This is a genomic window from Kitasatospora sp. NPDC004745 (assembly GCF_042873275.1).
GTDB lineage: Bacteria > Actinomycetota > Actinomycetes > Streptomycetales > Streptomycetaceae > Kitasatospora.
Genome location: NZ_JBIALK010000042.1, coordinates 26,133 through 52,923 on the forward strand (window position 1 = coordinate 26,133; position 26,791 = coordinate 52,923).

Consider the following 26,791-nt stretch of genomic DNA (forward strand, 5'->3'; position numbering starts at 1 on the left):
CGTGGGGAGGGGAACGAACCCGAGTAGCGTGCCATATCGAACACGCACGACCGATACCCGTGCAGATGACGTTTGGGACACGGCGGTTGAGGGCAGCGCGTTGCACCCGACGAGTTGTCAGGCAATGCCCGATTTCTCCCCGGGCCACCGCCGCCGACAGCCGGGCGGGAGTGCTTACCCGCGAGTAGCCCCACCCTGCAATGAGATGACAATCACACTCGCGAGGCCACCAGCGAGCGGAGCAGTTCAAGATCGACCCGCTCCAGCGAGGGCAGCACCAGCCGGCCGGGAGCCGGCTCGATCGGCGCCACCGAGGGCACCGCGATCACCGGGCAGCCGGCCGCCTCGGCCGCCCGCACCCCGGTCGGCGCGTCCTCGACCACCACGCAGCGGGCCGGCTCCGCGCCCAGCCGGCGGGCCGCCTCCAGGTACGGGTCCGGGTGCGGCTTGGTGCGCGGCACCTCGTCCCCGGCGACCGTGAAGGCGAAGTGCCGCTCCCCGAGCGAGCGCAGCACGATGTCGACCACGTGCCGGTGCGAGGCGGTCACCAGCACCGCCGGGATCCCGTGCGCGGCAAGGGTGTTGAGGAGCCGCTCGGCGCCCGGCATGAGTGGCACGCCGCCGGCCAGCAGGTCGACGAAGCGCTGGTTGATCAGTACGGTGAGGTCGGCCGGCGCGAGGTCCACCCCGGTGGTGCCGACCAGGTAGTCGATCACCCGGGTCATCGGCCCGCCGACCACCTGGGCCCGGTCCTGCTCGGTCAGCGCGTGGCCCAGCTCGGCGAAGAGCGTGACCTCGGCCTGCCACCAGAAGTCCTCGGTGTCCACCAGCGTCCCGTCCATGTCCAGCAGCACCGCCTGCAGGCCGCGGCCGTCCCCGTGGTCGAGGACCCGGGCGGCGGTGGAGATGGTGGTCATGGTGGGAGTCCTTCCGTCGGTCCCCCGGGGCCGCCGGGCGGCCCCTGGGGATGGCACGGGCCGGCCCGCTGGTGAGCGGACCGGCCCGTTCAGGATCATCAAGGATACGCCCGGTCCGCCCGGAGGGAGCGAACGCGGCGGGGCGTTCGGGTTACCGGGCGTTGAAGTACTTCGCCTCCGGGTGGTGGATCACGATCGCGTCGGTGGACTGCTCCGGGTGCAGCTGGAACTCCTCGGAGAGCACCACGCCGATCCGCTCGGGCTTGAGCAGCTCGGCGATCTTGGCGCGGTCCTCCAGCTCGGGGCAGGCCCCGTAGCCGAGCGAGAAGCGGGCGCCCCGGTACTTGAGGGCGAACATGTCCTTGACGTCCTGCGGGTCCTCGCCGGAGAAGCCCAGCTCGTAGCGGACCCGGGCGTGCCAGAACTCGGCCAGCGCCTCGGCCAGCTGCACGGAGAGGCCGTGCAGCTCCAGGTAGTCGCGGTAGGAGTTCTCGGCGAACAGCTCGTTGGCCGCCTCCGAGATCCGGTTGCCCATGGTGACCACCTGCAGGCCGACCACGTCCCGCGCCCCGGACTCCTCCGGGCGGAAGAAGTCCGCCAGGCAGAGCCTGCGCCCGCGCCGCTGGCGGGGGAAGGTGAAGCGGGTCCGCTCGGTGCCGTCCTCGTGGAAGACGATCAGGTCGTCGCCCTTGGAGTTCGCCGGGTAGTAGCCGTAGACCACGGCCGCCTCCAGCCAGCCCTCGGTCTGCAGCCGGTCCAGCCACATCCGCAGCCGCGGCCGGCCCTCGGTCTCCACCAGCTCCTCGTAGGAGGGGCCGTCGCCGCTGCGGGCCGCCTTCAGGCCCCACTGGCCCTTGAACAGCGCGTCCTCGTCCAGCCAGGAGGCGTAGTCGGCGAACGGCACGCCCTTGACGATCCGGTCGCCCCAGAACGGCGGGACGGGCACGGTGTTGTCGACGGTGACGTCCGAGCGGACCTGGCCGAGGTTGACCTCCGGCTCCTCCTCCACCTCGACCCGGGCGTGCCGGCGCTGCTTGAGCTCCGGCAGGGTCGCGCCCGGCACCCCGCGCTTGACCGCGATCAGCGCGTCCATCAGCCGCAGGCCCTCGAAGGCGTCCCGGGCGTAGCGGACCTCGCCCTCGTAGATCTCGTGCAGGTCCTGCTCGACGTAGGCGCGGGTCAGGGCGGCACCGCCCAGGATCACCGGGTAGCTCGCGGCCAGCTTGCGCTGGTTGAGCTCCTCCAGGTTCTCCTTCATGATCACGGTGGACTTCACCAGCAGGCCGGACATCCCGATGACGTCCGCCTTGTGCTCCTGCGCGGCGTCCAGGATCGCCGAGACCGGCTGCTTGATGCCCAGGTTGACCACGTTGTAGCCGTTGTTGGACAGGATGATGTCGACCAGGTTCTTGCCGATGTCGTGGACGTCGCCCTTGACGGTGGCCAGCACGATGGTGCCCTTGCCCTCGCTGTCGGACTTCTCCATGTGCGGCTCCAGGTGGGCCACCGCGGTCTTCATCACCTCGGCGGACTGGAGCACGAACGGCAGCTGCATCTGGCCGGAGCCGAAGAGCTCGCCGACCACCTTCATGCCGGCCAGCAGGGTCTCGTTGATGATCTCCAGCGCGGGGCGCCCGGCCAGCGCCTCGTCCAGGTCGGCCTCCAGGCCGTTGCGCTCGCCGTCGATGATCCGGCGCTGCAGCCGCTCGTCCAGCGGCAGCGCGGCCAGCTCCTCCGCCTTGGAGGCCTTGACCGAGGCCGAGGAGACCCCCTCGAACAGCTCCAGCAGCCGCTGCAGCGGGTCGTAGCCGTCCCGGCGGCGGTCGTAGACCAGGTCGAGGGCGGCCTCGCGCTGGTCCTCGGGGATCCGGGAGATCGGCAGGATCTTGGAGGCGTGCACGATCGCCGAGTCCAGACCGGCCTCCACGCACTCGTGCAGGAAGACCGAGTTCAGCACCACGCGCGCGGCCGGGTTGAGGCCGAAGGAGATGTTGGACAGGCCCAGGGTGGTCTGCACGGCCGGGTGGCGGCGCTTGAGCTCGCGGATCGCCTCGATGGTCTCGATGCCGTCCCGGCGGGACTCCTCCTGGCCGGTGGCCAGGGTGAAGGTCAGGCAGTCGACCAGGATCGAGCCCTCGTCCACGCCGTAGTCGGCGGTCAGCTCGGCGATCAGCCGCTCGGCGATCTCGACCTTGGTGCCGGCGGTGCGGGCCTGGCCCTCCTCGTCGATGGTCAGCGCGATCAGGCCGGCGCCGTGCTCGCGGGCCAGCGAGGCGATCCGGCCGAAGCGGGAGTCCGGGGCGTTGCCGTCCTCGTAGTTGACCGAGTTGAGCACCGCGCGGCCGCCGAGCGCCTCCAGGCCGGCCCGCAGCACGTCCGGCTCGGTGGAGTCCAGCACGATCGGCAGGGTGGAGGCGGTGGCCAGCCGGCCGGCGATCTCCCGCATGTCGGCGACGCCGTCGCGGCCGACGTAGTCGACGCACAGGTCCAGCAGGTGGGAGCCGTCCCGGATCTGCTCGCGGGCGATCTCCACGCAGGCCTGCCAGTCGCCGGCCAGCATCGACTCGCGGAACTTCTTCGAGCCGTTGGCGTTGGTGCGCTCGCCGATCGCCAGGTAGGAGGTGTCCTGGCGGAACGGCACCGCCTGGTACAGCGAGGCCGCCGAGGGCTCCGGCTGCGGGGTGCGCGGCGAGATCGGGCGGCCCTGCACCCGCTCGACCACCTGGCGCAGGTGCTCGGGCGTGGTGCCGCAGCAGCCGCCGACCAGCGAGAGGCCGTACTCCCGGGTGAACACGTCGTGCGCGTCGGCCAGTTCGGCCGGGGAGAGCGGGTAGTGGGCGCCGTCCTTGCCGAGCACCGGCAGGCCCGCGTTCGGCATGCAGGACAGGCCGATCCGGGCGTTCTTGGCCAGGTAGCGCAGGTGCTCGCTCATCTCGGCCGGGCCGGTGGCGCAGTTGAGGCCGATGTAGTCGACGCCGAGCGGCTCCAGGGCCGTCAGCGCGGCGCCGATCTCGGAGCCGAGCAGCATGGTGCCGGTGGTCTCCACCGTCACCTGGACCAGCACCGGCAGGTCCAGCCCGGCCTCGGCGAGGGCGCGCTTGGAGCCGAGGATGGCGGCCTTGGTCTGCAGCAGGTCCTGGCTGGTCTCGACCAGCAGCGCGTCGGCGCCGCCGGCGATCAGGCCGGCCGCGTTCTGCTGGAAGCCGTCGCGCAGCGTCCCGTACGGGGCGTGGCCGAGGGTCGGCAGCTTGGTGCCGGGGCCGATCGAGCCGAGCACCCAGCGGGTGCGGCCGTCGACGGCGGAGTGGGCGTCGGCGACCTCGCGGGCGATCCGGGCACCGGCCTCGGACAGCTCGAAGATGCGCTCCGGGATGTCGTACTCGCCGAGCGCGGAGAAGTTGGCGCCGAAGGTGTTGGTCTCGACGCAGTCCACGCCCACCGCGAAGTAGGCCTCGTGGACGGAGCGGACGATGTCGGGCCGGGTGAGGTTGAGGACCTCGTTGCAGCCCTCCAGGTTCTGGAAGTCCTCCAGCGTCGGGTCCTGCGCCTGGAGCATGGTGCCCATCGCACCGTCGGCGACCACCACGCGGGTGGCGAGCGCCTCACGCAACGCGTTCGCGCGGCTCTGCTGAGTGATGGACGGGTCGGCTGCAGTGGCCATGGGGCTTCTCCCTGGTGCGACGGCTGTCGGCTTTGCGTCCCGCTGACTCGGGCACGCACCTGGCCAGGGTATCCGCCTCTCGCCCCGGCCTGCGGTGGCATTCCGTATCCTGAGCGTTCGACCGCAAGGGGGGAGCAACCGCGTGGCCCGATTCCGGACCCGCGCGCGGCAGGTCGGCGGGGCCCTGGCGGCCCCCTGGCGAGCGCTGCGCGACCGCTGGCGAGCCTGGTCCCGGTGGCGCCGGGCCCTGCTGGTGCTGGCCCTGGCCGCGGCCGTACCGGTCGCCGCACTGGGCTCGTTGTTCGTCGCGATCCGGTTGCACTACACGGGTGAACCGGCACCCGAAGCGCGCACCCGGGGGCGGGACGCCGTCTGGCTCGGGCACGCCTGGGTGGACGGCCGCAAGACCGACGCGGACGTCGCCGCACTGGTCCGGCGGCTGGCCGGCACCGGCGTGCACGACCTGTACGTCCACACCGGCCCGCTGGAGCACGACGGCTCGCTGCCGCCGTCCGCCCACCCCGCGGCCCGCTGGTTCACCGGGGCGGTGCACGCCGCGCTGCCGGAGATCCGGCTGCAGGGCTGGCTGGGCGACGAGGTGAAGCCGGAGAAGGACGCCCTGGACCTGGACGACGCCCCCACCCGGGACCGCGTCACCGCGTCCGCCCGGCAGGTGCTGGACCTCGGCTTCGACGGCGTGCACTTCGACATGGAACCGATCCGGCCCGGTACGGCCGGCTGGCTGACGCTGCTCGACCAGGTCCACCCGGTGACGGCCGCCCGCGGCGCCCGGCTGTCCGTGGCCGCGCCGCAGATCGACCCGGTGCCGGGGCTGCACACCGCGGGCATCCTGCTCAGCGGCCACGGCAAGTGGTGGGACCGCGCCTACTTCGCCGAGACGGCCCGCCGGGTCGACCAGATCGCCGTGATGACGTACGACTCCTCGATGCCGACCGAGCCGCTGTTCGGGGGCTACGCCGCGCTGCAGACCGAGCTGGCGCTGGAGGCCACCCCGCCGGACGTCGACCTGCTGATGGGCCTGCCGTTCTTCTGGGACGACAAGTGGGGCCACTGGGGTGACGCCGAGACCGTCTCCGCCGCCGTCCGCGGGGTGCGGCTGGGCCTGAGCCGCGAGGACCCGGAGCGGCGGAACTTCGGCGTCGCGCTGTACGTGGACTTCGCCGCCACCCCCGAGCACTGGGCCGCCTACCGGCGCGGGTGGGTCGAGGTCTGAGCCGCGGCCGGCGGTGCCGGGCCCCGAGCACGGCCTAGGGCGTGTCTTTCGGATCACGTCGGATCAGCGGGCGTCGTTGGGGTGCGTGCATCGGCGGCGCCGAGGAGGGAGTCCATGCGGTGGGGGCACCTCCCGGCCGCCAGGCTGGGGGCCATCGGCGACTGACGAGAAGCCGGCGTGGGGGTACCCCCGGCCGAAGGCTGGGGGAGTGCGTGCCCCGGCGGCGACCGCCTGGCGTGATCCGAAAGACACGCCCTAGCCGGCCAGGCGGTGGGCGAGGGCGCCCAGGTAGCGGTGGACGGTGGCGTCCTCGCCGGTCAGGTAGTGCGAGACCGCCCGGTGCACGGGCCGGCGGACCTCGCCGCGCTCGGTGACGGTCAGCGAGCAGCCCCGGCCGGCCGGGGTCAGCTCGTACGTCCAGGTCCCGCCGTAGGGCAGGTCGGGGTCGGCGATGCCGGTCACCAGGCGGTGCGGGGCCTCGCTCGCCACCACCTCGTACGTGGTGTGCCCGTGCCGGTCGTACTCGCGCCAGCGGGCCCGGCCGCCGGCCGCGGCGGGCAGCCGTTCCACGTGGGTGAGGCCGGGACGCCAGGCCGGGTAGAGGTCGATGTCGGTGAGCACCTGCCACACCGCGCCGGGCGGCTGGGCCAGCTCCAGCCCGCCCTCGGTGACGTGCTCCACCGGCAGTCGCCGGCCGGCCCGGTCCGCCGCCAGCACCGCGGCCGCGACGGCCGCCACCGCGCCGCCCGCACCGATCCACAGCCATCGGTTCATCGGTCCGGCCCCTTCCGCCCGCGCCGCCCGCCCCCCCGTCCGCCAGCCCCCGTCCGTCCATCATCCCGCCACCGGGCCCGCGGGGCGCGCCGTCGCGCCGGGTGGCCGCCCGGCGACCGTCCGCGCCCGCCCCGGAGTGCTGACGGGCCGTCAGTGGAGGCGGTCCGGATATCCGCTGGATCGCGGCGGTCCGCTCCCCCAGACTGTCCCGGTGCCCGGCCGCGGTGCGCATCAAAGCCCGTAGGCTGGGCAGGTAGGGACCATGGAGCGAGGCGTTCCATGGGTGACGAGAGGTTCGACAGTCGGCAGCCGACCCGTCGGCGCCCCGGCAGGCCAGCCGAGGCGGCGCCGGTCCGACCGCCGACCGGAGGGAGACGCTGGGTGATCGAGCTGGAAGATGTTCCCGAGTTGATCGACCCGGTGATGGTCTGCGCCTTCGAGGGCTGGAACGACGCGGGCGACGCCGCCTCCGCGGCTCTGGCCCATCTCGACGAGACCTGGGGCGGCAAGGTGTTCGCCGCCCTGGACGCGGAGGACTACTACGACTTCCAGGTCAACCGGCCCACGGTCTGGCTGGACGGCGGGGTGCGCCGGATCACCTGGCCCACCACCCGGCTCTCGGTCGTCCGGGTCACCGAGCCGACCACCCGGGACGTCGTCCTGGTCCGCGGCATCGAGCCGAGCATGCGCTGGCGCTCGTTCTGCAACGAGCTGCTCGGCTTCGCGCACGAGCTGGGCGTCGAGCTGGTGGTGATCCTGGGCGCCCTGCTCGGCGACACCCCGCACAGCCGCCCGGTACCGGTCAGCGGGGTCACCTCCGACCCGGAGCTGGCCCGCCGGCTGGACCTGGAGGAGAGCCGCTACGAGGGCCCGACCGGGATCGTCGGGGTGCTGCAGGAGGCCTGCACGCACGCCGGGGTGCCGGCCGTGACGCTCTGGGCGGCGGTGCCGCACTACGTCGCGCAGCCGCCGAACCCCAAGGCGACGCTGGCGCTGATCAACAAGCTGGAGGACCTGCTGGACCTGCGCATCCCGCCGGGCGAGCTCGGCGAGGACGCCCGCGCCTGGCAGCTGGGCGTGGACCAGCTGGCCGCCGAGGACAGCGAGGTGGCCGAGTACGTCCAGCAGCTGGAGGAGGCGCAGGACACCGCGGAGCTGCCGGAGGCGTCCGGCGACGCGATCGCCCGCGAGTTCGAGCGTTACCTGCGGCGCCGGGAGAACGTCGGCCCGACCGGCGAGAAGCCGGTGGCCGGGCACGCCACGGCGGAGCGGCCGGCCGCCGAGCCGGAGGCGCCGGGCCCGGCCCGGGAGAGCCAGGACGGCGCCGAGGAGGAGTAGGCCCTCCCCCGCCCGCACACGCCGAAGGGGCGTCAGGACACCTGGTCCTGACGCCCCTTCGGCGTGTGCGCCGGAGCGGCTAGAGCGCGACGCCGAGCAGCGCGTCCACCGCCCGGGAGACCAGACCGGGCGCGCCGGTGTCCGTCCCGCCGTCGGCCTCCTGCGCGGCGGCCCAGCGGTCGACGGCCGCCAGGGCGGCGGGCGCGTCCAGGTCGTCGGCGAGCGCCGTGCGCACCTCGGCGAGCAGCTGCTCGGCCGCCGGGCCGTCCGGCCGGGAGACGGCGGCCCGCCAGCGGCCGAGGCGCTCGACGGCCTCGTCCAGGGTGGCCTTGGTCCACTCCCAGTCCTCGCGGTAGTGGTGCGAGAGCAGGGCCAGGCGGATCGCCGCCGGGTCGACGCCCTCGCGGCGCAGGGCCGAGACGAAGACCAGGTTGCCGCGGGACTTGGACATCTTGTGGCCGTCGAGGGCGACCATCCCGGCGTGCACGTACGCCTTGGCGTACGGGTGGGCGCCGGTGGCGACGTGGGCGTGCGAGGCGCCCATCTCGTGGTGCGGGAAGGAGAGGTCGCTGCCGCCGCCCTGGATGTCGAAGGACATGCCGAGGTACTGCAGCGCGATGGCGACGCACTCGATGTGCCAGCCGGGCCGGCCGTGGCCGAGCTCGGTGTCCCACGCGGGCTCGCCCGGGCGGGCGGCGAGCCAGAGCAGGGCGTCCAGCGGGTTGCGCTTGCCGGGGCGGTCCGGGTCGCCGCCGCGCTCGGCGAAGACCGGGCGCATGGCGTCCCGGTCGAGGCCGGAGACCTCGCCGAAGTGCGGGTCGGCGTCGACGGAGAAGTAGATGTCGCCGTCCACGCGGTAGGCGGCGCCGTCGGCGAGCAGCTTCTGGACCAGCGGGACGATCCACGGGATCGACTCGACGGCGCCGATGTAGTGGGCCGGCGGCAGCAGGCGCAGGGCGGTCATGTCCTCGCGGAACAGGGCCGTCTCGCGCTCGGCCAGTGCGGTCCAGTCCTGCCCGGTGGCGACGGCGCGCTCCAGCAGCGGGTCGTCCACGTCGGTGACGTTCTGGACGTAGAGGACGTCGTGACCGGCGTCCTTCCACACGCGCTGCGCCAGGTCGAAGGCGTTGTAGGTGGCGGCGTGGCCCATGTGGGTCGCGTCGTAGGGGGTGATGCCGCAGACGTAGATCCGGGCGGTGCCGTCCTGCGGCACGACCTCGCGGACCTTGCCCGCTGCGGTGTCGAAGATACGGAGGGGGAGCCCCTGACCAGGCAGGGCGGGAACCTCGGAGGCGGGCCAGGCATGCATGGGATCGACTTTAACCTTGCGAACATTTGAAAGCCTAACCAGTACGCAAGATCGACTGGATTCGCTTCCTTTCGTTGCCTGACCGCCTCGCGACTGGTACGGGACCGGTCCTGACGGTTTCCGGGCGGTTTCCGGGCGCGGGTGAGCGCCCGGCCGGCCCTGCCGCCGACCGGGCGCCCGGCACCCCGGGGGACGCGGCCGGAGCCGCTACGACCGCTGCCAGAGGGCCGGCACGTTCGGCGGCTCCCAGCCGGCCATGGCGGTGTGCGCCTGGAGGCAGACGTAGGAGACGCCGGAGTAGGTGACGCGGTCGCCCGCCCGGTACGCCGTCCCGGCCCGCCAGCTGCCGCTCGGCGGCGTGGTCGGCGTTCCGGTGGGCGTGCCGGTGGGCGTCGCCGTCGGGGTCGGGCTCGGCGTGCCCGGGGTCTGCGGCACGTCGAGGACGAAGTCGTAGCTGCCCTCGCGGACCGGACCGTTCTGACGGACGTTCATCAGCAGCCGGGCGTCGTAGATGGTGTCCGTGCTGTTGCGCGGCTCGCCCGGGAAGTACAGCTGGGTGGTGAGCACCGGGCGGCCGGGTGCCTGGAGCTTGACGTGGATGTGCCGGGTGCGGCCCGGGTACAGGCCCGGCACGATCGTCTCCAGCTTGAAGGCGCCGTTGGCGTCGCTGAACTGGTGGCCGCGGAAGGTGTAGCCGGAGTTGTCGTAGGCGCCGTTGTCGTCCGCCTGCCAGAAGTCCAGCAGCACGCCGGGGACGGGGCGGCAGGCGCGGCCGAAGACGTAGCCGCTGACGGTCAGGCGGGTGCCGGGCCCGTCGTTGACCATGGAGCTGCGCAGCGGGGAGTTGGGCTTGAAGTAGGGCCCCTCGGTCTGCTCGACGGTGGGGGCGTCGCCGTCGTGGCACTCGGGGGTGAGGCCGGGGGCCCGGCCGGTGCCGGCCTGCTCGCGGGCCAGTGCGACGCCGCCGCCGACGAGCAGCGGGGCGGCCCCGAGCGCGGCGGCGGCCTTCAGTACGGTCTTGCGGCTGATCATGCCGTCGGGGCTGGGCATGCGCCCTCTCCTTCGGGTGGGGGAACGGGAGGTGGGGGGCGGCCCTTGCCATGGTGGGGGCATGACAAGGGCCTGACCGGCAGCCCGTCCGCGCGCGCCGGACCGGCCACCGGTGGCCACGGGAAAAACTACGGGCCGTCCGGCGACGCCGCGATGGACGAGATCCGGGGATCGTGGTGATTTCCGTCGACCCGGGCCCGGAACTCCCCCGGCGTCATCCCGGTCTCCCGCCGGAAGAAGCGGCAGAAGTACGCCGGGTCCGCGAAGCCGGCCTCCTTGGCCACCTGCCGGATGGTCAGGTCCGTGCAGGCCAGCAGCCGCTTGGCCTCCAGGGTCTGCTGGCGCCGGATCAGCCCGCCCGGGGTGCGGCCGGTGGCCTGCTTGACCAGGGTCTGCAGGTGGCCGGGCGAGACGCCGAGCTCCTGGGCGATCGAGGCGACCGAGTGCCGCACCCCGCCCGGCCCGGCGATCAACCGGGTGAAGGCGGTGGCCAGTTCGGCCGGCCGGCCGGGCGGGGACGGCCGGTCGCCCGGCTCGGCGGCCCGCAGTGCCCGGACGATCAGGATGTGCAGGCTGGCCCGCAGCACGCCCGGGTAGCCCGGCGGCCTGGACCGGTACTCCTGCTCCATGTCGGCGAGCAACGCGCCGATCGGACCGGCCTGTTCACCGAGCCCGATCGCCGGGCGGGCGGCCAGCGCGCGCAGCCCGGCGAGGTCCTGCGCGTTGCCCAGCAGGAAGTCCTCGTTGAACAGGACGACCCGGCCGGTGAGTTCGTCCGCGTCCGCCCAGTAGTGCACCTGGCCGGGCGTGATCACGCACAACTGCGGCGGCGCCAGCGACCGGTGGACCAGGTCCAGGACGTGGGCGCCGCGGCCGCCGGTGACGTGCACGATCTCGTGGAAGGAGTGCCGGTGCGGGAAGCCCGCCCGGGAGAGCGGGCCGATCGTGTCGAAACTGCCGATGGCGAACGGGAGCAGGTGCGGCAGCGGGACCTGTAAGCGGTGCAGCGGCAGGTCCGGCGTGGCACGGGGAGTGGGGGTGGTCCGTCGCGCGTCCATCGGAGCAGTGTGCGGCCGGTTCGCGGACAGGTCCAGACCATCCGCCGGGCGGCCGCTCCGCGGGGCCGGCAGACCCCTACACGGGCGGCCAGGGGATGGCCGGCCAGTCCTCCGAGGGCAGCGGATGGCGGCCGGAGCGGCGCAATCCGGCCACCCTGGCGCGGGTCGCCTCCAGTTCGGCCCCGGTCAGGTGCGGGGCCAGGCGCTCGCCCAGCTCGCCGTCCAGCCCCTCGGCCAGGGCGGCCAGCACCTCCAGCGCCTCGGCGGGCAGCCGGTCGCCCGCCCAGCCCCAGAGCAGGGTGCGCAGCTTGCCCTCGGTGTTGAAGGTGACGCCGTGGTCGATGCCGTAGACCCGGCCGTCGGCCGCCGGGATCAGGTGGCCGCCCTTGCGGTCGGCGTTGTTGAGCACCGCGTCCAGCACGGCCAGCCGGCGCAGCCGCCGGTCGTCGTGGTGCACCAGCAGCGCGGTGCGGCCCCCGCCGACCTCGGCCTGCACGATCGGCAGCCAGCCCTCCTCCGGCCCGCGCGGGTCCTGCAGGGCCAGCAGCGGCTCGGCCTGCGGATCCGGCTCGACCCACAGCTGCACCATGCCGGGCCCGTGCGGCCCGTCGCGCAGGACGGTCGGCGGGACCAGCGCCCAGCCGGTCGCCGCGGACACCTCGTAGGCGGCGACCTCGCGGCCGGCCAGCGTGCCGTCCGGGAAGTCCCAGAGCGGGCGCTCGCCGGCCACCGGCTTGTAGACCGCCTGGGCGCTCAGCGCGCCGAGCGCGACGGTGCAGTACAGGGCGGCGTTGGAGGCCTCGGTGAGCCGCCCGTGCACCGTCAGCCCGCCCTCGCGCAGCAGCTCCAGGGCGGTGGGCACGTCGGCGGCGAGGGCGGCGGCGGCCGCCGGGTCGGCCTGCGGCGGGGTCTCGGTGTTCAGCGCCGGTAGCCGTTCGCGCGCGGGCACAGGTGGCCCTCCGGGTCGAGCGGCAGGTTGCAGAACGGGCAGGGCTTGCGCCCGGCCGCGACCAGGTCCAGCGCCCGCTTGGCGAACACCCGGGCCATCGCGCCGGTCAGCCGGACCCGCAGCATGTCCGGGCCGTTGTCGTCGTCCTCGAAGACCGCCTCGGCGCCGTCCTCGTCCTCCTCCTCGTCGATCAGCGCCTGCGCCTCGACGACCAGGCAGCCGTCCGCGCTGTCCCAGGCCAGGGCCATCGTGCCGACCCGGAACTCCTGCTCCAGCGGGAGGTCCAGCGGGGCGGTGTCGAGCAGGTCCTGCGGGGCGGTCGCCGGGATGGCGACGTCCCCGCCGCTGCGCCGCAGGGCCTCGTCCAGGACCTCCTCGATCCGCTCGGCGAGCGCCGCCACCTGGGTCTTCTCCAGCAGCACGCTGGTGATCCGGCCCCGGGCGCTGGCCTGCAGGTAGAACGCCCTGGCGCCGGGCTGGCCGACGGTGCCGGCCACGAACCGTTCGGGCTGGTCGTAGAAGTAGACCTGACGGGTCACGCTCTCGCTCCGGATCGTGTCGGTCGTGGGGATCACAGGGATCGTCGGGAGGTCACCGGGACCGGTGGGAGGTCACGGGGCGGGCAGCCGTTCGGCGGCCCTGACGGGGACCCGCCTCGCGGTGGGGCCCGTAAGTCACCCTACGACCTCCGGGGCCCGGCGGGGGAGCCGAGCCGGGCCGGGGCGCCCTGCGGGAGCAGCGCCGGTCGGACCGCACGCGGGGCGGCACCCGCCGCCCCCGGCGGTGTCGTTGACGGCGTCAGGCGGTGCCGCCGACCACCGCGTCCCCGGCCGGGGCGGCCGGCCCGGGGCCGTGCTTCGGCGCGAGGGAGGCGAGGTCGCCGGTGTCGCCCATCCTCAGCACGAAGGGCCGGTGCGCGGTGTAGCGGATCGCGGTGACGGAGCAGGGCTCGACGCTGATCCTCTGGAAGTGGTCCAGGTGCAGACCGAGCGCGTCGGCCACCACCGCCTTGATGACGTCCCCGTGCGAGCAGGCCAGCCAGACGGCGTCCTCGCCGTGCTCGGCGGCGATCTTCCCGTTCCACTCCCGGACGGCGCTCACCGTGCGGTGGCTCAGCTCGCGCAGCGACTCCCCGCCGGGGAAGGCCGCGGCGGCCGCGTGGTCCTGCACGGTGCGCCAGAGCGGCTCCTCGGCCAGCTCGGACAGCGGCCGGCCGGTCCACTCGCCGTAGTGGCACTCGCCCAGGCGCTCGTCCTCGGTGGGCGGGCCCAGTTCGGGCCGGGCCGCCAGCAGCGGCTCCAGGGTCTGCCGGCAGCGCTCCAGCGGGCTGCTCACGGCCTGCACGAGCGGGACGCCGGCGAGCCGGCCGGCCAGCGCGGCGGCCTGCGCGCGCCCGGTGTCGTCGAGCTCCACCCCCGGAGTCCAACCGGCCAGGATTCCGGCGGTGTTCGCGGTCGAGCGGCCGTGGCGGACGAGCAGCAGGGTGGGCATGGGCCTTAGCCTACGGCCTCCGGGCCCGGGCGTGGCCGGTGGGACCGGGCCCGTTCCGCCCGGGCCGGGTGCGCCCGGTGGGCCCGATCCGGTCCTGGTCCGTGCCCTCCGGCCGTCCCCGCGTCACAATGGCCCGCATGATCGTCCATTGCGCCAGCTACCACGACGGCCGCCGGATCGAGGGCCCCGACGACCTCGCGGGTGCGCTCGCCGCCGCACGGGCGGCCGGTCCTGGCGGTTTCGTCTGGATAGGCCTGTTCGAACCCACCGCCGAGGAACTCGACCACGTCGGGAAGGAGTTCGCGCTGCACCCGCTGGCCGTCGAGGACGCGGTCAGCGCCCACCAGCGGCCCAAGGTCGAGGCCTACCAGGGCTCCCTGTTCGTCACCCTCAAGACGCTCGGCTACCACCCCGGCGCGCACGCGGTGACCAGCGGCGAGGTGATGGTCTTCCTCGGCACGGACTTCGTGATGACCGTCCGGCACGGCGAGGACACCCCGCTGTCCGGCCTGCGGGCGCGGCTGGAGCGGGAGCCCGACCTGCTGCGGCTGGGGCCGAGCACCGTGCTGCACTCGGTCTGCGACACCGTGGTGGACGACTACGTGGACGTCGCCGGCGCGCTGCAGGGCGACCTGGACGAGCTGGAGGCGGACATCTTCTCCCCCGGCCGGACCGGCCGGGACACCGCCGGCCGGATCTACGGGTACAAGCGGCAGGTGATGACCGTCCGCCGCGCCACCGGGCCGCTGCTGGAACCGACCCTGCGACTGGCCCGCGGCGGCGAGCCCCACGTCCACCCGGAGACGCTGCCCTACCTGCGGGACGTCGCCGACCACCTGGCCCGGGTGAACGACCAGGTGGACGGCATGGACCGGCTGCTGTCCGACATCCTCAACGCCAACCTGGCGCAGGTCAGCGTGCAACAGAACAACGACATGCGGAAGATCTCGGCCTGGGCGGCGCTGGCCGCCGTCCCGACGATGATCGCCGGCATCTACGGGATGAACTTCGACGACATGCCGGAGCTCCGCCAGCCCTGGGGCTACCCGGCGGTGCTGGCCCTGATGGTGGTCGTCTGCGTGGTGCTGCACCGGGTGTTCAAGCGGCACGACTGGCTGTAGGCCCCGCCGGGGGCGCGCCCTCGGCCGGAGGCCCCGTCCGGGACCCGCCCTGCCGACCGCCCCCCGGGGGGGCGCGGCCCGGCGGCCGGCGGGCCGGCCGCCGGGCCGCGCACCGGTCACGCCAGGCCGGCGCGCTCCAGCGCCTCGACTCCGGTGCGCAGCGCCAGGATCCGCTCCTCCAGCGTGAACCCGGACGGTGCCAGGGTGAGCGTGGTGACGCCGGCGTCGGCGTAGACCCGCATCCGGTCGGCGATCCGGGCGGTGTCGCCGATCAGCGAGGTGGCGTCGATCAGGTCGTGCGGCACCGCGGCCGCGGCACCCGCGTAGTCCCTGGCCAGGTACTTCTCCTGGACCTCGTCGGCGGCCTGCTCGTAGCCCATCCGCCGGGCGAGCTGGTTGTAGAAGTTCTTCTCCTTGCTGCCCATGCCGCCGATGTACAGGGCGGCGTAGGAGCGCAGGGAGTCGACGCCGGCCTTGATGTCCTCGCCGACCGCGATGTTGACCGTCGGGCAGAGGTCGAAGCCGTCCAGGGTCAGCCCGGCCTTGGCGCGGCCGGCCCGCAGCGGGTCCAGCGAGAGCGCGGCGTGCTCGGGCGAGAAGAAGATGCCGAGCCAGCCGTCGGCCAGCTCGCCGGTCTGCTCCAGGTTCTTCGGGCCGATCGCGGCGATGTACAGCGGGATGTGCTCGCGCACCGGGTGCACGGTGAGCTTGATCGGCTTGCCGGGGCCGCCGGGCAGCGGCAGCGTCCAGTGCTCGCCCTCGTGGACCAGGCGCTCGCGGGACATCGCCTTGCGGATGATCTCCACGTACTCGCGGGTACGGGCCAGCGGCTTGTCGAACTTCACGCCGTACCAGCCCTCGGAGACCTGCGGGCCGGAGACGCCGAGACCGAGCCGGAACCGGCCGCCGGACAGGGTGTCCAGGGTCGCGGCGGTCATCGCGGTCATCGCGGGGGTGCGGGCCGGGATCTGGAAGATGGCCGAGCCGACGTCGATCCGCTCGGTCTTCGCGGCGACGAAGCTCAGCACGGTCGCGGCGTCCGAGCCGTACGCCTCGGCCGCCCAGCAGACCGAGTAGCCGAGCCGGTCCGCCTCCCGGGCCACCTCGACGTTGTCGGCGTCCATGCCGAGCCCCCAGTAGCCGAGGTTGATTCCGAGTCGCATGTGGCGGACCTTCCAGTCGGTAGGGGTTGGTGGCGAGGGTAACCGTGCACGCGCCGGTCATGCTACTGGCCGGTAGTGGTGGTCTGGGTCACACCGCGGGCCCTCCCCGCGAGCCCCGGCGGCGGTGATCGTTCTGCGGGTCTGCACCCCAGCCCGTGCACCGGCCGCTACGCTCAGCCGACGTGGGGACCGCTCTCCCCACCTGCGCGTTCACAGGGCTACCGGCGCTCCCGGTGCCACGGCCAGTGGAGGGCCCGTCCGATGGAACAGCGTCACCTCGGCCGTACCGGTCTGCGGGTCTCCCGGCTCGGCCTCGGCACCATGACCTGGGGCCGCGACACCGACGAGCACGAGGCCGCGGAACAGCTCAAGGAGTTCGTCGACGCCGGCGGCACCCTGCTCGACACCGCCGACGTGTACGCCGACGGCGGGGCCGAGTACCTGATCTCCCGGCTCACCGACAACCTCGTCCCCCGCTCCGACCTCGTCATCGCCACCAAGGCCGGCAGCGTCCCCGAGTCCGCCCGCCGCTTCGACGGCTCCCGCGGGCACCTGCTCGCCGCGCTGGACGCCTCGCTGCACCGGCTCGGCACCGACTACGTCGACCTCTGGCAGGTGCACTCCTTCGACCCCTCGACCCCCACCGAGGAGACGCTCGGCGCCCTCGACATCGCTGTCACCTCGGGACGCGCCCGGTACGTCGGCGTCTGCGACTTCAGCGGCTGGCAGCTCGCCAAGGCCGCCACCTGGCAGCACGCCCGGCACGGCCGGACCCCGCTGGCCGGGGCGCAGCTGGAGTACTCGCTGCTGCAGCGCGGCATCGAGCGCGAGGCGCTGCCCGCCGCGCTGGACGCCGGGGTCGGGCTGCTCGCCGCCTCTCCCCTCGGGCGCGGGGTGCTCACCGGCAAGTACCGGCACGGCGTGCCGCAGGACTCCCGCGGCGCCTCGCCCTACCTGTCCGGATTCGTCCAGCCCTACCTCGGCGAGCGCTCGCGGCGGATCGTCGACGCCGTCGCCACCGCCGCGGACGGGCTCGCCAGCAGCCCGCTCGCGGTCGCCCTCGCCTGGGTCCGGGACCGTCCCGGGGTGGCCAGCGCGCTGATCGGGGCCCGGACCGTGGCACAGCTGCAGGCGGCGCTGTCGGTGGAGGCCCTTACGCTTCCGGGTGAGATCCGTGGTGCGCTGGACGACATCTCGTCACCGGTGCACCGCTACCCGGACCAGGGGTGGAGCGAGCTCTAGCCCTCGTCGAGCAGAACACGCAGTGGAGTGACCTTTGGAGCGGACGATGAGTGACACGGAGAACGGCGCTCCGGAGGAGACCACGGGACGATCGGGCGACGCGGGCGGCCCGGCAGGCCCGACGGCCGCGGAGGGCCCGGACCGGGCCGCCGCGATCGCCGAGCTGGCCCAGCGCATCCGCAGCGTCGGGCCGCAGGCCACCGCGCCCGGGGGCGAGGACGCCCCGCCCGCCGCCGCACCGTCGCCGGCCCCCGCGGGGCCGTCCGCACAGCCCGACCGGCAGCGCGCGCAGGCCCTGCGGGACACCGCCGGGGTGCTGGCCGCCGGCGGCGCCCCGACGGACCTCGCGGCCGCCGCCGTGGCCGAGTTCGGCGACGGCGCCGCCGAACAGCTGCGCAGCGACCCGTGGTCGGTACTGGCCCTGCCCGGCGTCCGCCCCGAGCACGCGGACGGCTTCGCCCGCGGCCTGCTCGGCCCGGCCGCCGGCCCCGGGGACCCTCGCCGCGCCCAGGCGCTGGTGCCCTGGCTGCTGGAGCAGTCCGCGCTGCGCGGCCACTCCGCGGTGGAGATCGCCGAGGTCGCGGCCGGGCTCGAGCGCCACCGGCTGCCCGACTCGGCCGAGGCGATCCAGGCCGCCGTGCTGGACGGGCGCGCGATGGCGTTCCAGGAGGAGCTGACCGGCCCCGGGGCGCACGCGGCGGGCGGCGACGAGGACGAGGAGCCGCCGACCCGGACGCTGCTCGCCCTGGAGCGGCTGGCGCTGGCCGAGGAGAGCCTCGCGGACGGGCTGGTCCGGCTGATGTCCACCTTCGTGCCGGGCGAGGACGCGGAGCCCGGCGCCGAGGACGACGCAGGCCCGGCCGACGCGGACGGGGCCGCCGGGGCGGCCGACGCCGAGGGCCCGGAAGGGGGCACGGGCCCAGAGGGCTCCGAGGGCTCCGAGGGCACCGAGACCTCCGCGGGCACCACCGAGGAGGGCACCGCGGGGCCGGCCGTCACCCCCGCCGCCCCCGGCCCGGCCGCGTGGGCCGCCGCCGCCGAGGCCGCGCCCTCCTCCTCCGCGACCGCACTGATCCGGGCCGTCGCCGACAGCGCGCTGGTGCTGCACACCGGCGGCGAGGCCGCCCGGGCCGAACCCGCCGCCCTGCTGGCCGCCGCCCGCGGGCTCGGCCTGCGGGTCTGGGCCGCCACCTGGACCGACCAGGGCCGGGACTCCCTCGCCGCGCTCGCCGACGGGAGCACCGAACCGCCCGCACCCGTGGTCACCCTCGGCGAGCTGCTCTCCGGCACCGCCGGCCCCGGCCGCTCCCCGGACGGCACGCTCGCCCTGGACGTCCTGGTCGTCCTCGACGCCCCGCTGCTGGACGTCGAACTGGCCGCCACCGTCCTGGAGTCGCTCGCCGACGGCACCCGACTGGTGCTCAGCGGCGACCCGGGCCAGCTGTGGTCCGCCGGCCCCGGCCGGTTCTTCGCGGACCTGCTGGCCGCCAAGGCCTGCCCGGCGGTCGCCTCCCGCACCCCGGACTTCGGCCCGATCGGCGAACTGGTCTCCGGCGTCGGCATCGGCGAGCTCCAGCCGGTCGAGGCGCCGGACAAGGAGGTGGTCATCCTGACCGCCAAGGACGGCGGCGAGGCCGTCCACCGCGCCGTCCAGCTGCTCACCGACTCCATCCCGCGCGCCCTCGGCATCCCCGCCGAACAGGTCGTGCTGCTCACCCCCGGCCACGGCGGGCCGGCCGGCACCCGGGCGCTGAACGCCGCCGCCAAGGCCCGGCTCAACCCGGGCCCCGGCCGGTTCGGCGGCTTCGACCCGGGCGACCGCGTGGTCGACTCCCCCGCCCCCGGCCTCAGCCGCCCGGCCCGGGTGCTGGACGGCGACGCCACCGGCCTGCACCTGGAGTACGCGGACGGCTCGCACCGGACGGTGCCGCCCGCCGAGGCCGGCCGGCTGCGGCACGGCTGGGCGCTGACCGTCCACCAGGCGCTCGGCCGCCGCTGGCCGGGAGCGGTCGTGGTGATCCCGGAGGACGCCGCGCCGGTGCTGACCCGGCAGTGGGTCTACACCGCCTTCGGCCGCGGCGAGCGGCACCTGTCCGTGGTGCACGCCGCGGGCCCGGCGCTCGTGCAGGCCGTCGCCGAGCGCCCGGCGCAGCCGCGCACCACCCGGCTGCGGGCGATCCTCGCCGAGAACGCGGCCGCGGAGTACTGAGCGGCCCGGGGGCACCGGGGGTGGGCGCAGCGGAGTGCGGGGCGCCCCGCCCCCGGTGCCCCCGGAACGCGCGGCGGGCGGGTCCACGCACCGTGGGCCCGCCCGCCGTTGTCCGGCCGCTCAGTCGTCGAGGTCCTCGTCGTCGTAGACCTCGCTCACGTCGAACCGGCAGATCAGCAGCTGCGGGTCGGCGTGCTCGAAGGGCTCCGGCAGCCACTCCCCCGGTTCGGTCGGCTCCGCGGCCGCGACCCAGAGCGTCGAGTCCGCCTCCTCCAGCCCGAACTCCTCGCTGCGGGCGGCGATCTCGTCCGGCTCGTACTCGCCGAACAGCACGCCGATCGCGGCGTTCATCCCGCCGCTGCCGCCGCCGCCCGGGGTCAGCGACTCGTCGAGCCGCTCGGCCTGGGCGCGCAGCCGCTTGGGGTCGGCGATGTGGTAGTCGCGGCGGATCAGCACGCTGATCGCTTCGGGCTGTTCGGGGCCGTGGTAGCCGCCCGGGCCCTCGTCCCCGGGGATCTCGAAGGGGGTGACCTCGTCGTAGACCTCGTAGAGGAGTTGGTCGTAGGCGATAGCCGCCGTCGCGAGCTGCTCGTAGGCGGCGGACACAGCGGGATCATCCGCTGCGCTGGGGCTTGACACCGCTTCCAGATGACGGTCGATGGCGGCCTTGACCGCCTCGGCGGCGGCGCGTACCTCGGCAATGGTGGGCTGCGCGGCATCAGACATGGTGCAGACGCTATCTCCCCGCGGCGCCGGTACGCACAGCGGTTGTCACCTACACCCTCGATTTCACCGCAACTTCCCCCCTGATGTCCGATCCAGGTGGTTCTGTCCCCGCGCACCAGCGGCGCAGAGGGCGTGCGGCGGGGCCGGCGAGGCCGTTCGAGTGCCGCTTCACGCGCCGGGATCGGGGGTATCCCGTCCCCAGGAACAACGGAACTGATGCCCTGTCAGTCGAGCGGGGTCCGGCCCGGCCGGGAGGTCGGCCGGAAATACCCCGCCGGCTGTCCGGGGCAGGTCGTAGGCTTGCGTCCAGGTGATCCCCAGGAGGAGCGTCTTGACCCCACCGAAGCCGGTCCGGCAGCCGGAGTACGAGTACCAGTCGCTGCGCATGCCGCGCGGCACCACGCGCAACGCCGCGCGCCAGCTACTCACCGAGCACGCCGAGTACGGGCACTGGGAACTCGACCGGTTGCGGTTGTTCCCCGACGGCAGCCGGACGGTGCGGCTGCGGCGGCGGATCATCCGGCAGGTCCGGAGCTGGTGACGCCGTGACGTCCGCACGCTGAACGCCCGCGCGCCCGCGGCCCACCGGTGGTCCGGTGGCCGCGGGCGCGCGGTGTCCCGCGTGCGGGCCCGGCGGGTGCGGTCCGCCGGGCCCGGCGGGGCGGTCGAGCGGGTGGCTCAGCGGGCGCCGGCGCGGGCGCGGCGGTAGAGCACGCCGCCGCCGAGGAGCAGGGCGAGCCCGGCGGCACCGAGCAGTTCGACGTCACCGGCGCCGGTGGAGGCCAGCTGGCCTCCCGTGGCGGTGCCGGGGGCGGCGGCCGCCGGGGAGGCGGTGCGGTCCGCGGCCGGGACGGCCTGGCCGCTCGGGCCGGCGCCGTTGGCCACCGGCGCGGCGGCCGGGGTCGACGGGGTGACGGTGCCGCCGGAGGGGCCGCCGTTGCGCGAGCCGCCCGGGGTGGTCTCGCCACCGGTCTGCGGCGGAGTCGAGGGCGGGGTGCTCGGCGGGGTGGACGGGCCGTGCTCCTCGGGGCAGTCGTCGGTCGGCTTCGGCTTGGGCTTCGGTGCCGGGGAGTGCTGCGCGACCGACCCGCACTCGTTGCCGAAGGCGGGGTTGGCGGCGCCGACCACGTCGACGGAGTTGCCGCAGGCGTTGACCGGGACGTGCACGGGGGCCTGGATGCTGTTGCCGGAGGCCACACCGGGCGAGTGGGCGGCAGCCCCGGAGGCGGACGCACCCGAGGCGGAGGAGCCCCGGCCAGAGCCGGCGCCGCCGGGCTGGGCGGCGTCGTGGTGACCGCTGACGTTGGCGCAGCGGTTGCCGTAGGACGGGTTGAGCGCGCCGATCACGTCCACGGTGTTTCCGCAGGCGTTGATCGGCACCTCGACCGGCACCTGCACCGAGTTGCCGGAGGCGACGCCGGGAGAGCCGGCGGCACCCCCCTGGGCCTCGGCGCCCGCGTAGGCGTAGCCGGCGGTCGAGGCCAGGACACTGCCGGTGGCCACGGCCGTGAGGATCCCCTTCTTGGCTACATTCCTCATCTTTTCCCCTGACGTATCGAGCGTATCGAGAACGACGCGATGACCTTGGCGCAAACATCGTCGGAAAGTCGGAATTTCGGTATATCCGGATATCCGGCAAGGTCTTCGACTGCACAGGAGTTAACGAGAGGAGAACGGCGAGGTTGAGCCGAACGAACCATCTTCACCCGATCGAGCGATAGAACCCCATTCGGCGCCCAAACCCGGTTCACCCGGACGGGTTCGCCCGAACGGGCGGACCCGCACCCGCCCGGCCCCGGCGCGCGAACGGCCCCCGGGGGCGGCGCGTCCGCCGCCCCCGGGGGCCGGATGGGTCGTGCTCGACGAGCCTCGGCGGCTCGGAGCGCGACTAGAAGTTGGCGCAGTGGTTGCCGAACGCCGGGTTCAGCACGCCGATCACGCTGACGGTGTTGCCGCACAGGTTGACCGGGATGTGCACCGGGATCTGGATCTGGTTGCCGGCGACGACACCCGGGGAGCCGGCGGCCACACCCTCGGCGGCGGCACCGCCGTGAGCGGACGCGACACCGGCGGCGGCGATCACCAGGCCACCGGTGGCGGCGGCGACGGCGGCGATCTTCTTGACCTTCATCATTCCTCCTGTGTGGACAACGCAACCCGTTCGGCGGGCTGCACAGGGATGAACGACGGTGTGGCAAACGGGGTACGGAACAGATTTGCCATTCACTCGCAACGGTGAATGCTCGCACAGTCAATCGACCGGAATTCCCTTGCAGAATCGTTCCTGTCGATCTCCTGCGCCCATCCCACAATCATGAGCTCGGACAATGCGGACGGCCCGCCCCCGGCACCCCGGGAACGGGCCGTCCACCACCCCCGGCCGACCGGGGGCAGCCGCTCAGCAGGCGTCGAGGAACCGGTCCAGCACCCGGACGCCGAACTTCAGGCCGTCCACCGGCACCCGCTCGTCCACACCGTGGAACATCCCGGCGAAGTCCAGCTCCGGCGGCAGCTGCAGCGGCGCGAAACCGAAGCAGCGGATGCCGAGGTCCTGGAACGACTTGGCGTCCGTCCCGCCCGACAGGCAGTACGGCACCGCGCGGGCGATCGGGTCCTCGGCCCGCAGCGCCGTCTGCATCGCCTCCACCAGCGCGCCGTCGAAGCTCGTCTCGATCGCCCGGTCCGAGTGCAGGCTCTCCCGCTTCACCCGCGGGCCCAGCACGCTGTCCAGCTCGGCCAGGAACTCCTCCTCGTAGCCGGGCAGGAAGCGGCCGTCCACGTGCGCGGTGGCCTGGCCGGGGATCACGTTCACCTTGTACCCGGCGCCGAGCATGGTCGGCTGGGCGGTGTTGCGCAGCGTGGTGCCGATCATCTTGGCGATGCCGCCGAGCACCCGCAGCGTCTCGTCCATGTTCTCCGGGTCCAGCTCGACCCCGAGCGCGTCCGACAGCTCGTCCAGGAAGGCCCGCACGGTCTTGGTGATCCGCAGCGGGAACTTGTGCCGCCCGAGCCGGGCGACCGCCTCGCACAGCTCGGTGATCGCGTTGTCGTCGTTCTCCATCGAACCGTGCCCGGCCCGGCCCTCGACCGTCAGGCGCATCCAGTGCATGCCCTTCTCGGCCGTCTCCACCAGGTAGAGCCGCACCTGGTCGTTGACCGTGAAGGAGAAGCCGCCGACCTCGCCGATGCCCTCGGTCACGCCCTCGAACAGCTCCGGGTGCTTGTCCACCAGGAACCGCGCGCCGTAGGTGCCGCCGGCCTCCTCGTCCGCGACGAAGGCCAGCACCAGGTCCCGCGGGGGCTTGCGCCCGGTGCGCAGCCGGTCGCGGACCACCGCGAGGGTCATCGCGTCCATGTCCTTCATGTCCACCGCGCCGCGGCCCCAGACGCAGCCGTCCGCGATCTCCCCGCCGAACGGGTCGTACGTCCAGTCCGCGGCGTTGGCCGGCACCACGTCGGTGTGGCCGTGGATCAGCAGACCCGGGCGGGAGCGGTCCTCGCCCTCGATCCGCACCACCGTCGAGGCCCGCCCCTTGGCCGACTCGAAGATCTGCGGCTCCAGCCCGAACTCGGCGAGCTGCTCGGCCACGTACTCGGCCGCCTTCCGCTCGCCCGGGCCGGAGCCGTCCCCGTAGTTGCTGGTGTCGATCCGGATCAGATCGCGACAGATCCCGGCGACCTCCGACTCAGCCGTCACCTTCGGCGCCGCCGACTCGCTCCGCTCGCTCACGGTCACTCCTCGTCTCTGGCCCGCACCGGCACACCAGCGCGCCACCCCGGGACCTGCACCCGGGACGTACGAGCACGTCCGCCCATCCTCTCCCAGCCCCCCAGCCGGATCCACCCCCCGCACGGCCCCGAAACCCCCTGGTCACGCCCCCGCCACAGGCACCCCCTTGCCCCCGCCACCAGCCCCGCTCCCCCGCCCGGGGCCGTTTTGGGAGCTCAAGCCGATCTTTGCTACAGTTACATCTGTCAGCGCGACGGACGAGAGATCGGAAGCCGCGAGGGCGACACCCGGTCCGGGTGGCGGAATGGCAGACGCGCTAGCTTGAGGTGCTAGTGCCCTTTATCGGGCGTGGGGGTTCAAGTCCCCCCTCGGACACCGAAGATGCGGGTCAGGAGAAATCCTGGCCCGCATTTCGCGTTGGTTCGGCGGATCAGCGGGCCGGGGCGGCGGCCAGGGCGCCGGGGGCGGCGGGCGCGGGGGTGGCCCTGTCCGAGGCCGGGCGGCTCGTCCGGCCCGGGTCCACCGCCGGTCCGGGGTCCGATGCGGGGTCCGGTCCGGGGGAACGCGGCGTCCGCGGTGCGGCCCGCCGCCCCGGCGCCCCCGCGGTCCGCCGGACGCGCGCTACGGCCGGCCGCTGGCCTGGCGGTGGCTGCCGGGGTGCGGGACGGATGCCGGGACGGTGTGCCCGGTGTGGTCATCGGTGTGCCAGGACTGGGACTGGAAGGCGAGGAAGACGGCGCACCACCGCCGCTCGGCGGGCAGGTGGATGAGCAGGGCGCCGTCCTGGTAGACGCCGTCGTCGGCCTTGAAGCGGCCGGCGTTGCCCTGGTTCATGTGCACGTCGTGCACGCCGTTGCCGGGCAGAAAGCCGAACACCTTGTCCGGGACCGCGGGTTCGGGGCCGAAGCGCTGCCCGAAGACGTAGAGCGCGGCCGCCGGGTCGGCGATCGCGCGCTGGACCTGGCGGTCGAGCAGGTCGGCGAGGTCGTTGTCGGGGCCGGGGAGGTCGGGCGGCAGGACGCGCATCGTCGCGGGGTCGAAGAGGCGGCTGCGGACGTAGTCCAGGCTCGCCGTGCCGGGGCGGGACGGGAGCGGGTTCCAGCCGCTGCCAGCCGGCGGGAGGAGGGCGGTGACGGGGTGCCGGAAGTCCTCGAAGACCAGGTAGCGCAGGTCGGCGGGGGCCTGCTGGGAGAGGACGTTGACGGCGGCGCGGTAGTCGGTGCCGTGCTGGTCGCGCAGGTGGATCTGGTAGTGCGGGGTGTCGGTGGCGCCCTCGCGGCGCCGGTCGACGGCGGTGGCGGCGAGCACGCCGTAGGCACGGATCGGCATGGGTGGCGGTCCTCGGTTCTCGGGCTCGGGTTCTCGGCCCCGGCGGGCGTCCGGCCCTCCGGTCCTCGCACCCGTTATCGCGCACCGCGGGCTCCGGGTTCCGCCGAATCGACAGCTGTTCATCTGCCGTCCCCCGAACGGGGTTTCCCGTCACGGGACCTTGACGAGGACCGGCGCCCGGGCGACCCCGGAGCGCCCCGCGCTCAGACCCGGCGGACGTCGCCGAGCGCGCTCTCGATGCCCTGGACCATCCGCCACAGCGGCGCCCGGCGGCTGGCGACCAGCACCACCACGTCGTCCGCCGCGGAACCGTCGGAACCGTCGCGGGCGGCGCCGTCCGGGCCGGCCTCCGCGGGCCGGTCGTTCCAGGTGCCGGTGACGAAGGCCATCGCCGCGTCCACCTCGCCCACCCAGTCGCTCTCCCCGCCCGAGCGCAGCCAGGTGCGCAGGGCGTGGTTGTGCGCGGCGACCACGGCGGCGGCGATCACGTCGGCGCGCAGCGGCCCGTCCGGCCGGTCGGCGAAGCGGTCCCTCAGGTAGGCCGCAAGGGTGTGCTCGTAGCGCCAGACCACCGACAGCTCGTACGCCCGCAGGCCGGGCACCTTGCGGGTGAGGCGGTAGCGCTGGACGGAGAAGGAGGGCTGCTCGGCGTACATCCGCAGGACGAGGCGGGCGGCGTCGCAGGCGTGCTTGACCGGGTCCTCCTCGCCGGAGCCGGACTCCAGGAACTCCGTCATCTCGGCGAGGCTGCGCTCGTGGTCCGGGAAGACCACGTCCTCCTTGGCCGGGAAGTAGCGGAAGAAGGAGCGGCGGCCGACCCCGGCGAGCGAGACGATGTCGTCCACGGTGGTCTGCTCGAAGCCGCGTTCCAGGAAGAGCTCGAAGGCCGCGGCGACGAGTGCCTCGCGCATCGCCGGCTTGGCGGGCCCGTCGTTCATGGGCAGGTCCTGTTCTTCCTTCTCGCTCATGCCCGGAACATAGCATCGGCCCCGAACGGCCGGCCGGAGCCCGACCGGCCGTCCGGGACGCCTCGGAGGGGTGCGTTACGGCAGGTTGCGGGCCATGACGATGCGCTGGACCTGGTTGGTGCCCTCGTAGATCTGCGTGATCTTCGCGTCCCGCATCATCCGCTCCACCGGGTAGTCCCGGGTGTACCCGTACCCACCCAGCAACTGCACCGCGTCCGTGGTGATCTCCATCGCCGCGTCCGACGCGTAACACTTCGCCGCCGCCCCGAAGAACGTCAGGTCCCCGTCCCCGCGCTGCGACTTCGCCGCCGCCGCGTACGTCAACTGCCGCGCCGCCTCCAGCTTCATCGCCATGTCCGCCAGCATGAACTGCACACCCTGGAACTCCGCGATCGCCTTCCCGAACTGCCGGCGCTCCTTCACGTAACCCTTCGCGTAGTCCAACGCCCCCTGCGCGATCCCGACCGCCTGCGCCGCGATCGTCACCCGCGTGTGGTCCAGCGTCCGCATCGCCGTCGCGAA

At 74.1% G+C, this 26,791-nt stretch carries 23 protein-coding genes and 1 tRNA gene; 7 read left to right on the forward strand and 17 right to left on the reverse strand.

Features of this window, described 5'->3' with window-relative positions; all coding sequences use genetic code 11:
• Window positions 1–212 precede the first annotated feature (212 nt).
• On the reverse strand, window positions 213–917 hold the full coding sequence (locus ACFYUY_RS38070) for an HAD family phosphatase (protein WP_360208572.1): 705 nt from the start codon (window positions 915–917) through the stop codon (window positions 213–215).
• 151 nt (window positions 918–1,068) lie between these two features.
• Window positions 1,069–4,578 carry a methionine synthase gene (metH, locus tag ACFYUY_RS38075; RefSeq protein WP_360208569.1) on the reverse strand — a complete coding sequence of 1,170 codons (3,510 nt, stop codon included), beginning with the start codon at window positions 4,576–4,578 and terminating at the stop codon, window positions 1,069–1,071.
• Between the two features lie 142 nt (window positions 4,579–4,720).
• Between metH and ACFYUY_RS38080 the strand changes: the two genes are divergently transcribed.
• The gene (locus ACFYUY_RS38080; RefSeq protein WP_387907786.1) at window positions 4,721–5,812 is read left to right on the forward strand and encodes a hypothetical protein; all 1,092 of its coding nucleotides are present in this window, start codon (window positions 4,721–4,723) and stop codon (window positions 5,810–5,812) included.
• Between the two features lie 255 nt (window positions 5,813–6,067).
• On the opposite strand, the gene ACFYUY_RS38085 is transcribed toward ACFYUY_RS38080, so the two are convergent.
• Window positions 6,068–6,586 (reverse strand): SRPBCC domain-containing protein, encoded by a 519-nt coding sequence (locus ACFYUY_RS38085; RefSeq protein ID WP_387907789.1) that lies wholly within the window; start codon window positions 6,584–6,586, stop codon window positions 6,068–6,070.
• Window positions 6,587–6,967: 381 nt separating this feature from the next.
• Here ACFYUY_RS38085 and ACFYUY_RS38090 point away from each other — a divergent pair, with 381 nt between their 5' ends.
• Window positions 6,968–7,924: a PAC2 family protein gene (locus ACFYUY_RS38090; RefSeq protein ID WP_360223435.1), complete on the forward strand. Its 957-nt coding sequence runs from the start codon at window positions 6,968–6,970 to the stop codon at window positions 7,922–7,924.
• Between the two features lie 79 nt (window positions 7,925–8,003).
• On the opposite strand, the gene mshC is transcribed toward ACFYUY_RS38090, so the two are convergent.
• From mshC to ACFYUY_RS38120, 6 genes are all read right to left on the reverse strand, one after another.
• A complete protein-coding gene (mshC, locus tag ACFYUY_RS38095) occupies window positions 8,004–9,233 on the reverse strand; it encodes a cysteine--1-D-myo-inosityl 2-amino-2-deoxy-alpha-D-glucopyranoside ligase (RefSeq protein WP_360223225.1) in 1,230 nt (409 codons plus the stop codon).
• A 207-nt stretch (window positions 9,234–9,440) separates the two neighbouring features.
• Window positions 9,441–10,346, reverse strand: coding sequence for a carbohydrate-binding protein (locus ACFYUY_RS38100; protein ID WP_387907792.1), 906 nt, complete (start codon window positions 10,344–10,346; stop codon window positions 9,441–9,443).
• Between the two features lie 65 nt (window positions 10,347–10,411).
• On the reverse strand, window positions 10,412–11,341 hold the full coding sequence (locus ACFYUY_RS38105) for an AraC family transcriptional regulator (RefSeq protein ID WP_360223231.1): 930 nt from the start codon (window positions 11,339–11,341) through the stop codon (window positions 10,412–10,414).
• Between the two features lie 76 nt (window positions 11,342–11,417).
• A complete protein-coding gene (locus ACFYUY_RS38110) occupies window positions 11,418–12,191 on the reverse strand; it encodes an SCO1664 family protein (RefSeq protein WP_387907808.1) in 774 nt (257 codons plus the stop codon).
• A gap of 68 nt (window positions 12,192–12,259) precedes the next feature.
• Window positions 12,260–12,829, reverse strand: a complete 570-nt coding sequence (locus ACFYUY_RS38115) for a DUF3090 domain-containing protein (RefSeq protein WP_360223234.1) — start codon at window positions 12,827–12,829, stop codon at window positions 12,260–12,262.
• Window positions 12,830–13,088: 259 nt separating this feature from the next.
• Window positions 13,089–13,781, reverse strand: coding sequence for an MSMEG_4193 family putative phosphomutase (locus ACFYUY_RS38120; RefSeq protein WP_360223237.1), 693 nt, complete (start codon window positions 13,779–13,781; stop codon window positions 13,089–13,091).
• A 128-nt stretch (window positions 13,782–13,909) separates the two neighbouring features.
• Between ACFYUY_RS38120 and ACFYUY_RS38125 the strand changes: the two genes are divergently transcribed.
• Window positions 13,910–14,902 carry a magnesium and cobalt transport protein CorA gene (locus ACFYUY_RS38125; protein WP_360223240.1) on the forward strand — a complete coding sequence of 331 codons (993 nt, stop codon included), beginning with the start codon at window positions 13,910–13,912 and terminating at the stop codon, window positions 14,900–14,902.
• A 116-nt stretch (window positions 14,903–15,018) separates the two neighbouring features.
• Here ACFYUY_RS38125 and ACFYUY_RS38130 read toward each other — a convergent pair whose 3' ends face one another.
• The gene (locus ACFYUY_RS38130; protein ID WP_360222987.1) at window positions 15,019–16,065 is read right to left on the reverse strand and encodes an LLM class F420-dependent oxidoreductase; all 1,047 of its coding nucleotides are present in this window, start codon (window positions 16,063–16,065) and stop codon (window positions 15,019–15,021) included.
• Window positions 16,066–16,326: 261 nt separating this feature from the next.
• Between ACFYUY_RS38130 and ACFYUY_RS38135 the strand changes: the two genes are divergently transcribed.
• Window positions 16,327–17,307, forward strand: a complete 981-nt coding sequence (locus ACFYUY_RS38135; protein WP_360222990.1) for an aldo/keto reductase — start codon at window positions 16,327–16,329, stop codon at window positions 17,305–17,307.
• Window positions 17,308–17,353: 46 nt separating this feature from the next.
• The gene (locus ACFYUY_RS38140) at window positions 17,354–19,516 is read left to right on the forward strand and encodes a helix-hairpin-helix domain-containing protein (RefSeq protein WP_387907796.1); all 2,163 of its coding nucleotides are present in this window, start codon (window positions 17,354–17,356) and stop codon (window positions 19,514–19,516) included.
• A gap of 120 nt (window positions 19,517–19,636) precedes the next feature.
• On the opposite strand, the gene ACFYUY_RS38145 is transcribed toward ACFYUY_RS38140, so the two are convergent.
• On the reverse strand, window positions 19,637–20,242 hold the full coding sequence (locus ACFYUY_RS38145; protein ID WP_360222996.1) for a hypothetical protein: 606 nt from the start codon (window positions 20,240–20,242) through the stop codon (window positions 19,637–19,639).
• Window positions 20,243–20,573: 331 nt separating this feature from the next.
• On the opposite strand from ACFYUY_RS38145, the gene ACFYUY_RS38150 reads away from it, so the two are divergent.
• Complete coding sequence (locus ACFYUY_RS38150; protein ID WP_280681853.1) at window positions 20,574–20,783, forward strand: DUF5703 family protein; 210 nt, start codon at window positions 20,574–20,576, stop codon at window positions 20,781–20,783.
• A 137-nt stretch (window positions 20,784–20,920) separates the two neighbouring features.
• Here ACFYUY_RS38150 and ACFYUY_RS38155 read toward each other — a convergent pair whose 3' ends face one another.
• The 3 genes from ACFYUY_RS38155 to ACFYUY_RS38165 all read right to left on the reverse strand — a co-directional run bounded on the left by ACFYUY_RS38155 (window position 20,921) and on the right by ACFYUY_RS38165 (window position 23,972).
• Entirely contained in the window at window positions 20,921–21,745 is an 825-nt protein-coding gene (locus tag ACFYUY_RS38155) for a chaplin (RefSeq protein ID WP_360222999.1), read from the reverse strand.
• 385 nt (window positions 21,746–22,130) lie between these two features.
• The gene (locus ACFYUY_RS38160; RefSeq protein ID WP_387907810.1) at window positions 22,131–22,373 is read right to left on the reverse strand and encodes a chaplin; all 243 of its coding nucleotides are present in this window, start codon (window positions 22,371–22,373) and stop codon (window positions 22,131–22,133) included.
• Between the two features lie 267 nt (window positions 22,374–22,640).
• The gene (locus ACFYUY_RS38165; protein ID WP_360223005.1) at window positions 22,641–23,972 is read right to left on the reverse strand and encodes a M20/M25/M40 family metallo-hydrolase; all 1,332 of its coding nucleotides are present in this window, start codon (window positions 23,970–23,972) and stop codon (window positions 22,641–22,643) included.
• 290 nt (window positions 23,973–24,262) lie between these two features.
• Between ACFYUY_RS38165 and ACFYUY_RS38170 the strand changes: the two genes are divergently transcribed.
• Window positions 24,263–24,347, forward strand: a tRNA-Leu gene (locus ACFYUY_RS38170).
• A 246-nt stretch (window positions 24,348–24,593) separates the two neighbouring features.
• Here ACFYUY_RS38170 and ACFYUY_RS38175 read toward each other — a convergent pair.
• The 3 genes from ACFYUY_RS38175 to ACFYUY_RS38185 all read right to left on the reverse strand — a co-directional run.
• Window positions 24,594–25,301 carry a DUF2278 family protein gene (locus tag ACFYUY_RS38175; protein ID WP_387907799.1) on the reverse strand — a complete coding sequence of 236 codons (708 nt, stop codon included), beginning with the start codon at window positions 25,299–25,301 and terminating at the stop codon, window positions 24,594–24,596.
• A 203-nt stretch (window positions 25,302–25,504) separates the two neighbouring features.
• Window positions 25,505–26,212: a TetR family transcriptional regulator gene (locus ACFYUY_RS38180; protein WP_360223011.1), complete on the reverse strand. Its 708-nt coding sequence runs from the start codon at window positions 26,210–26,212 to the stop codon at window positions 25,505–25,507.
• Window positions 26,213–26,344: 132 nt separating this feature from the next.
• On the reverse strand, window positions 26,345–26,791 hold a 447-nt coding region (locus tag ACFYUY_RS38185; protein ID WP_387907801.1), incomplete at its 5' end, for an acyl-CoA dehydrogenase family protein.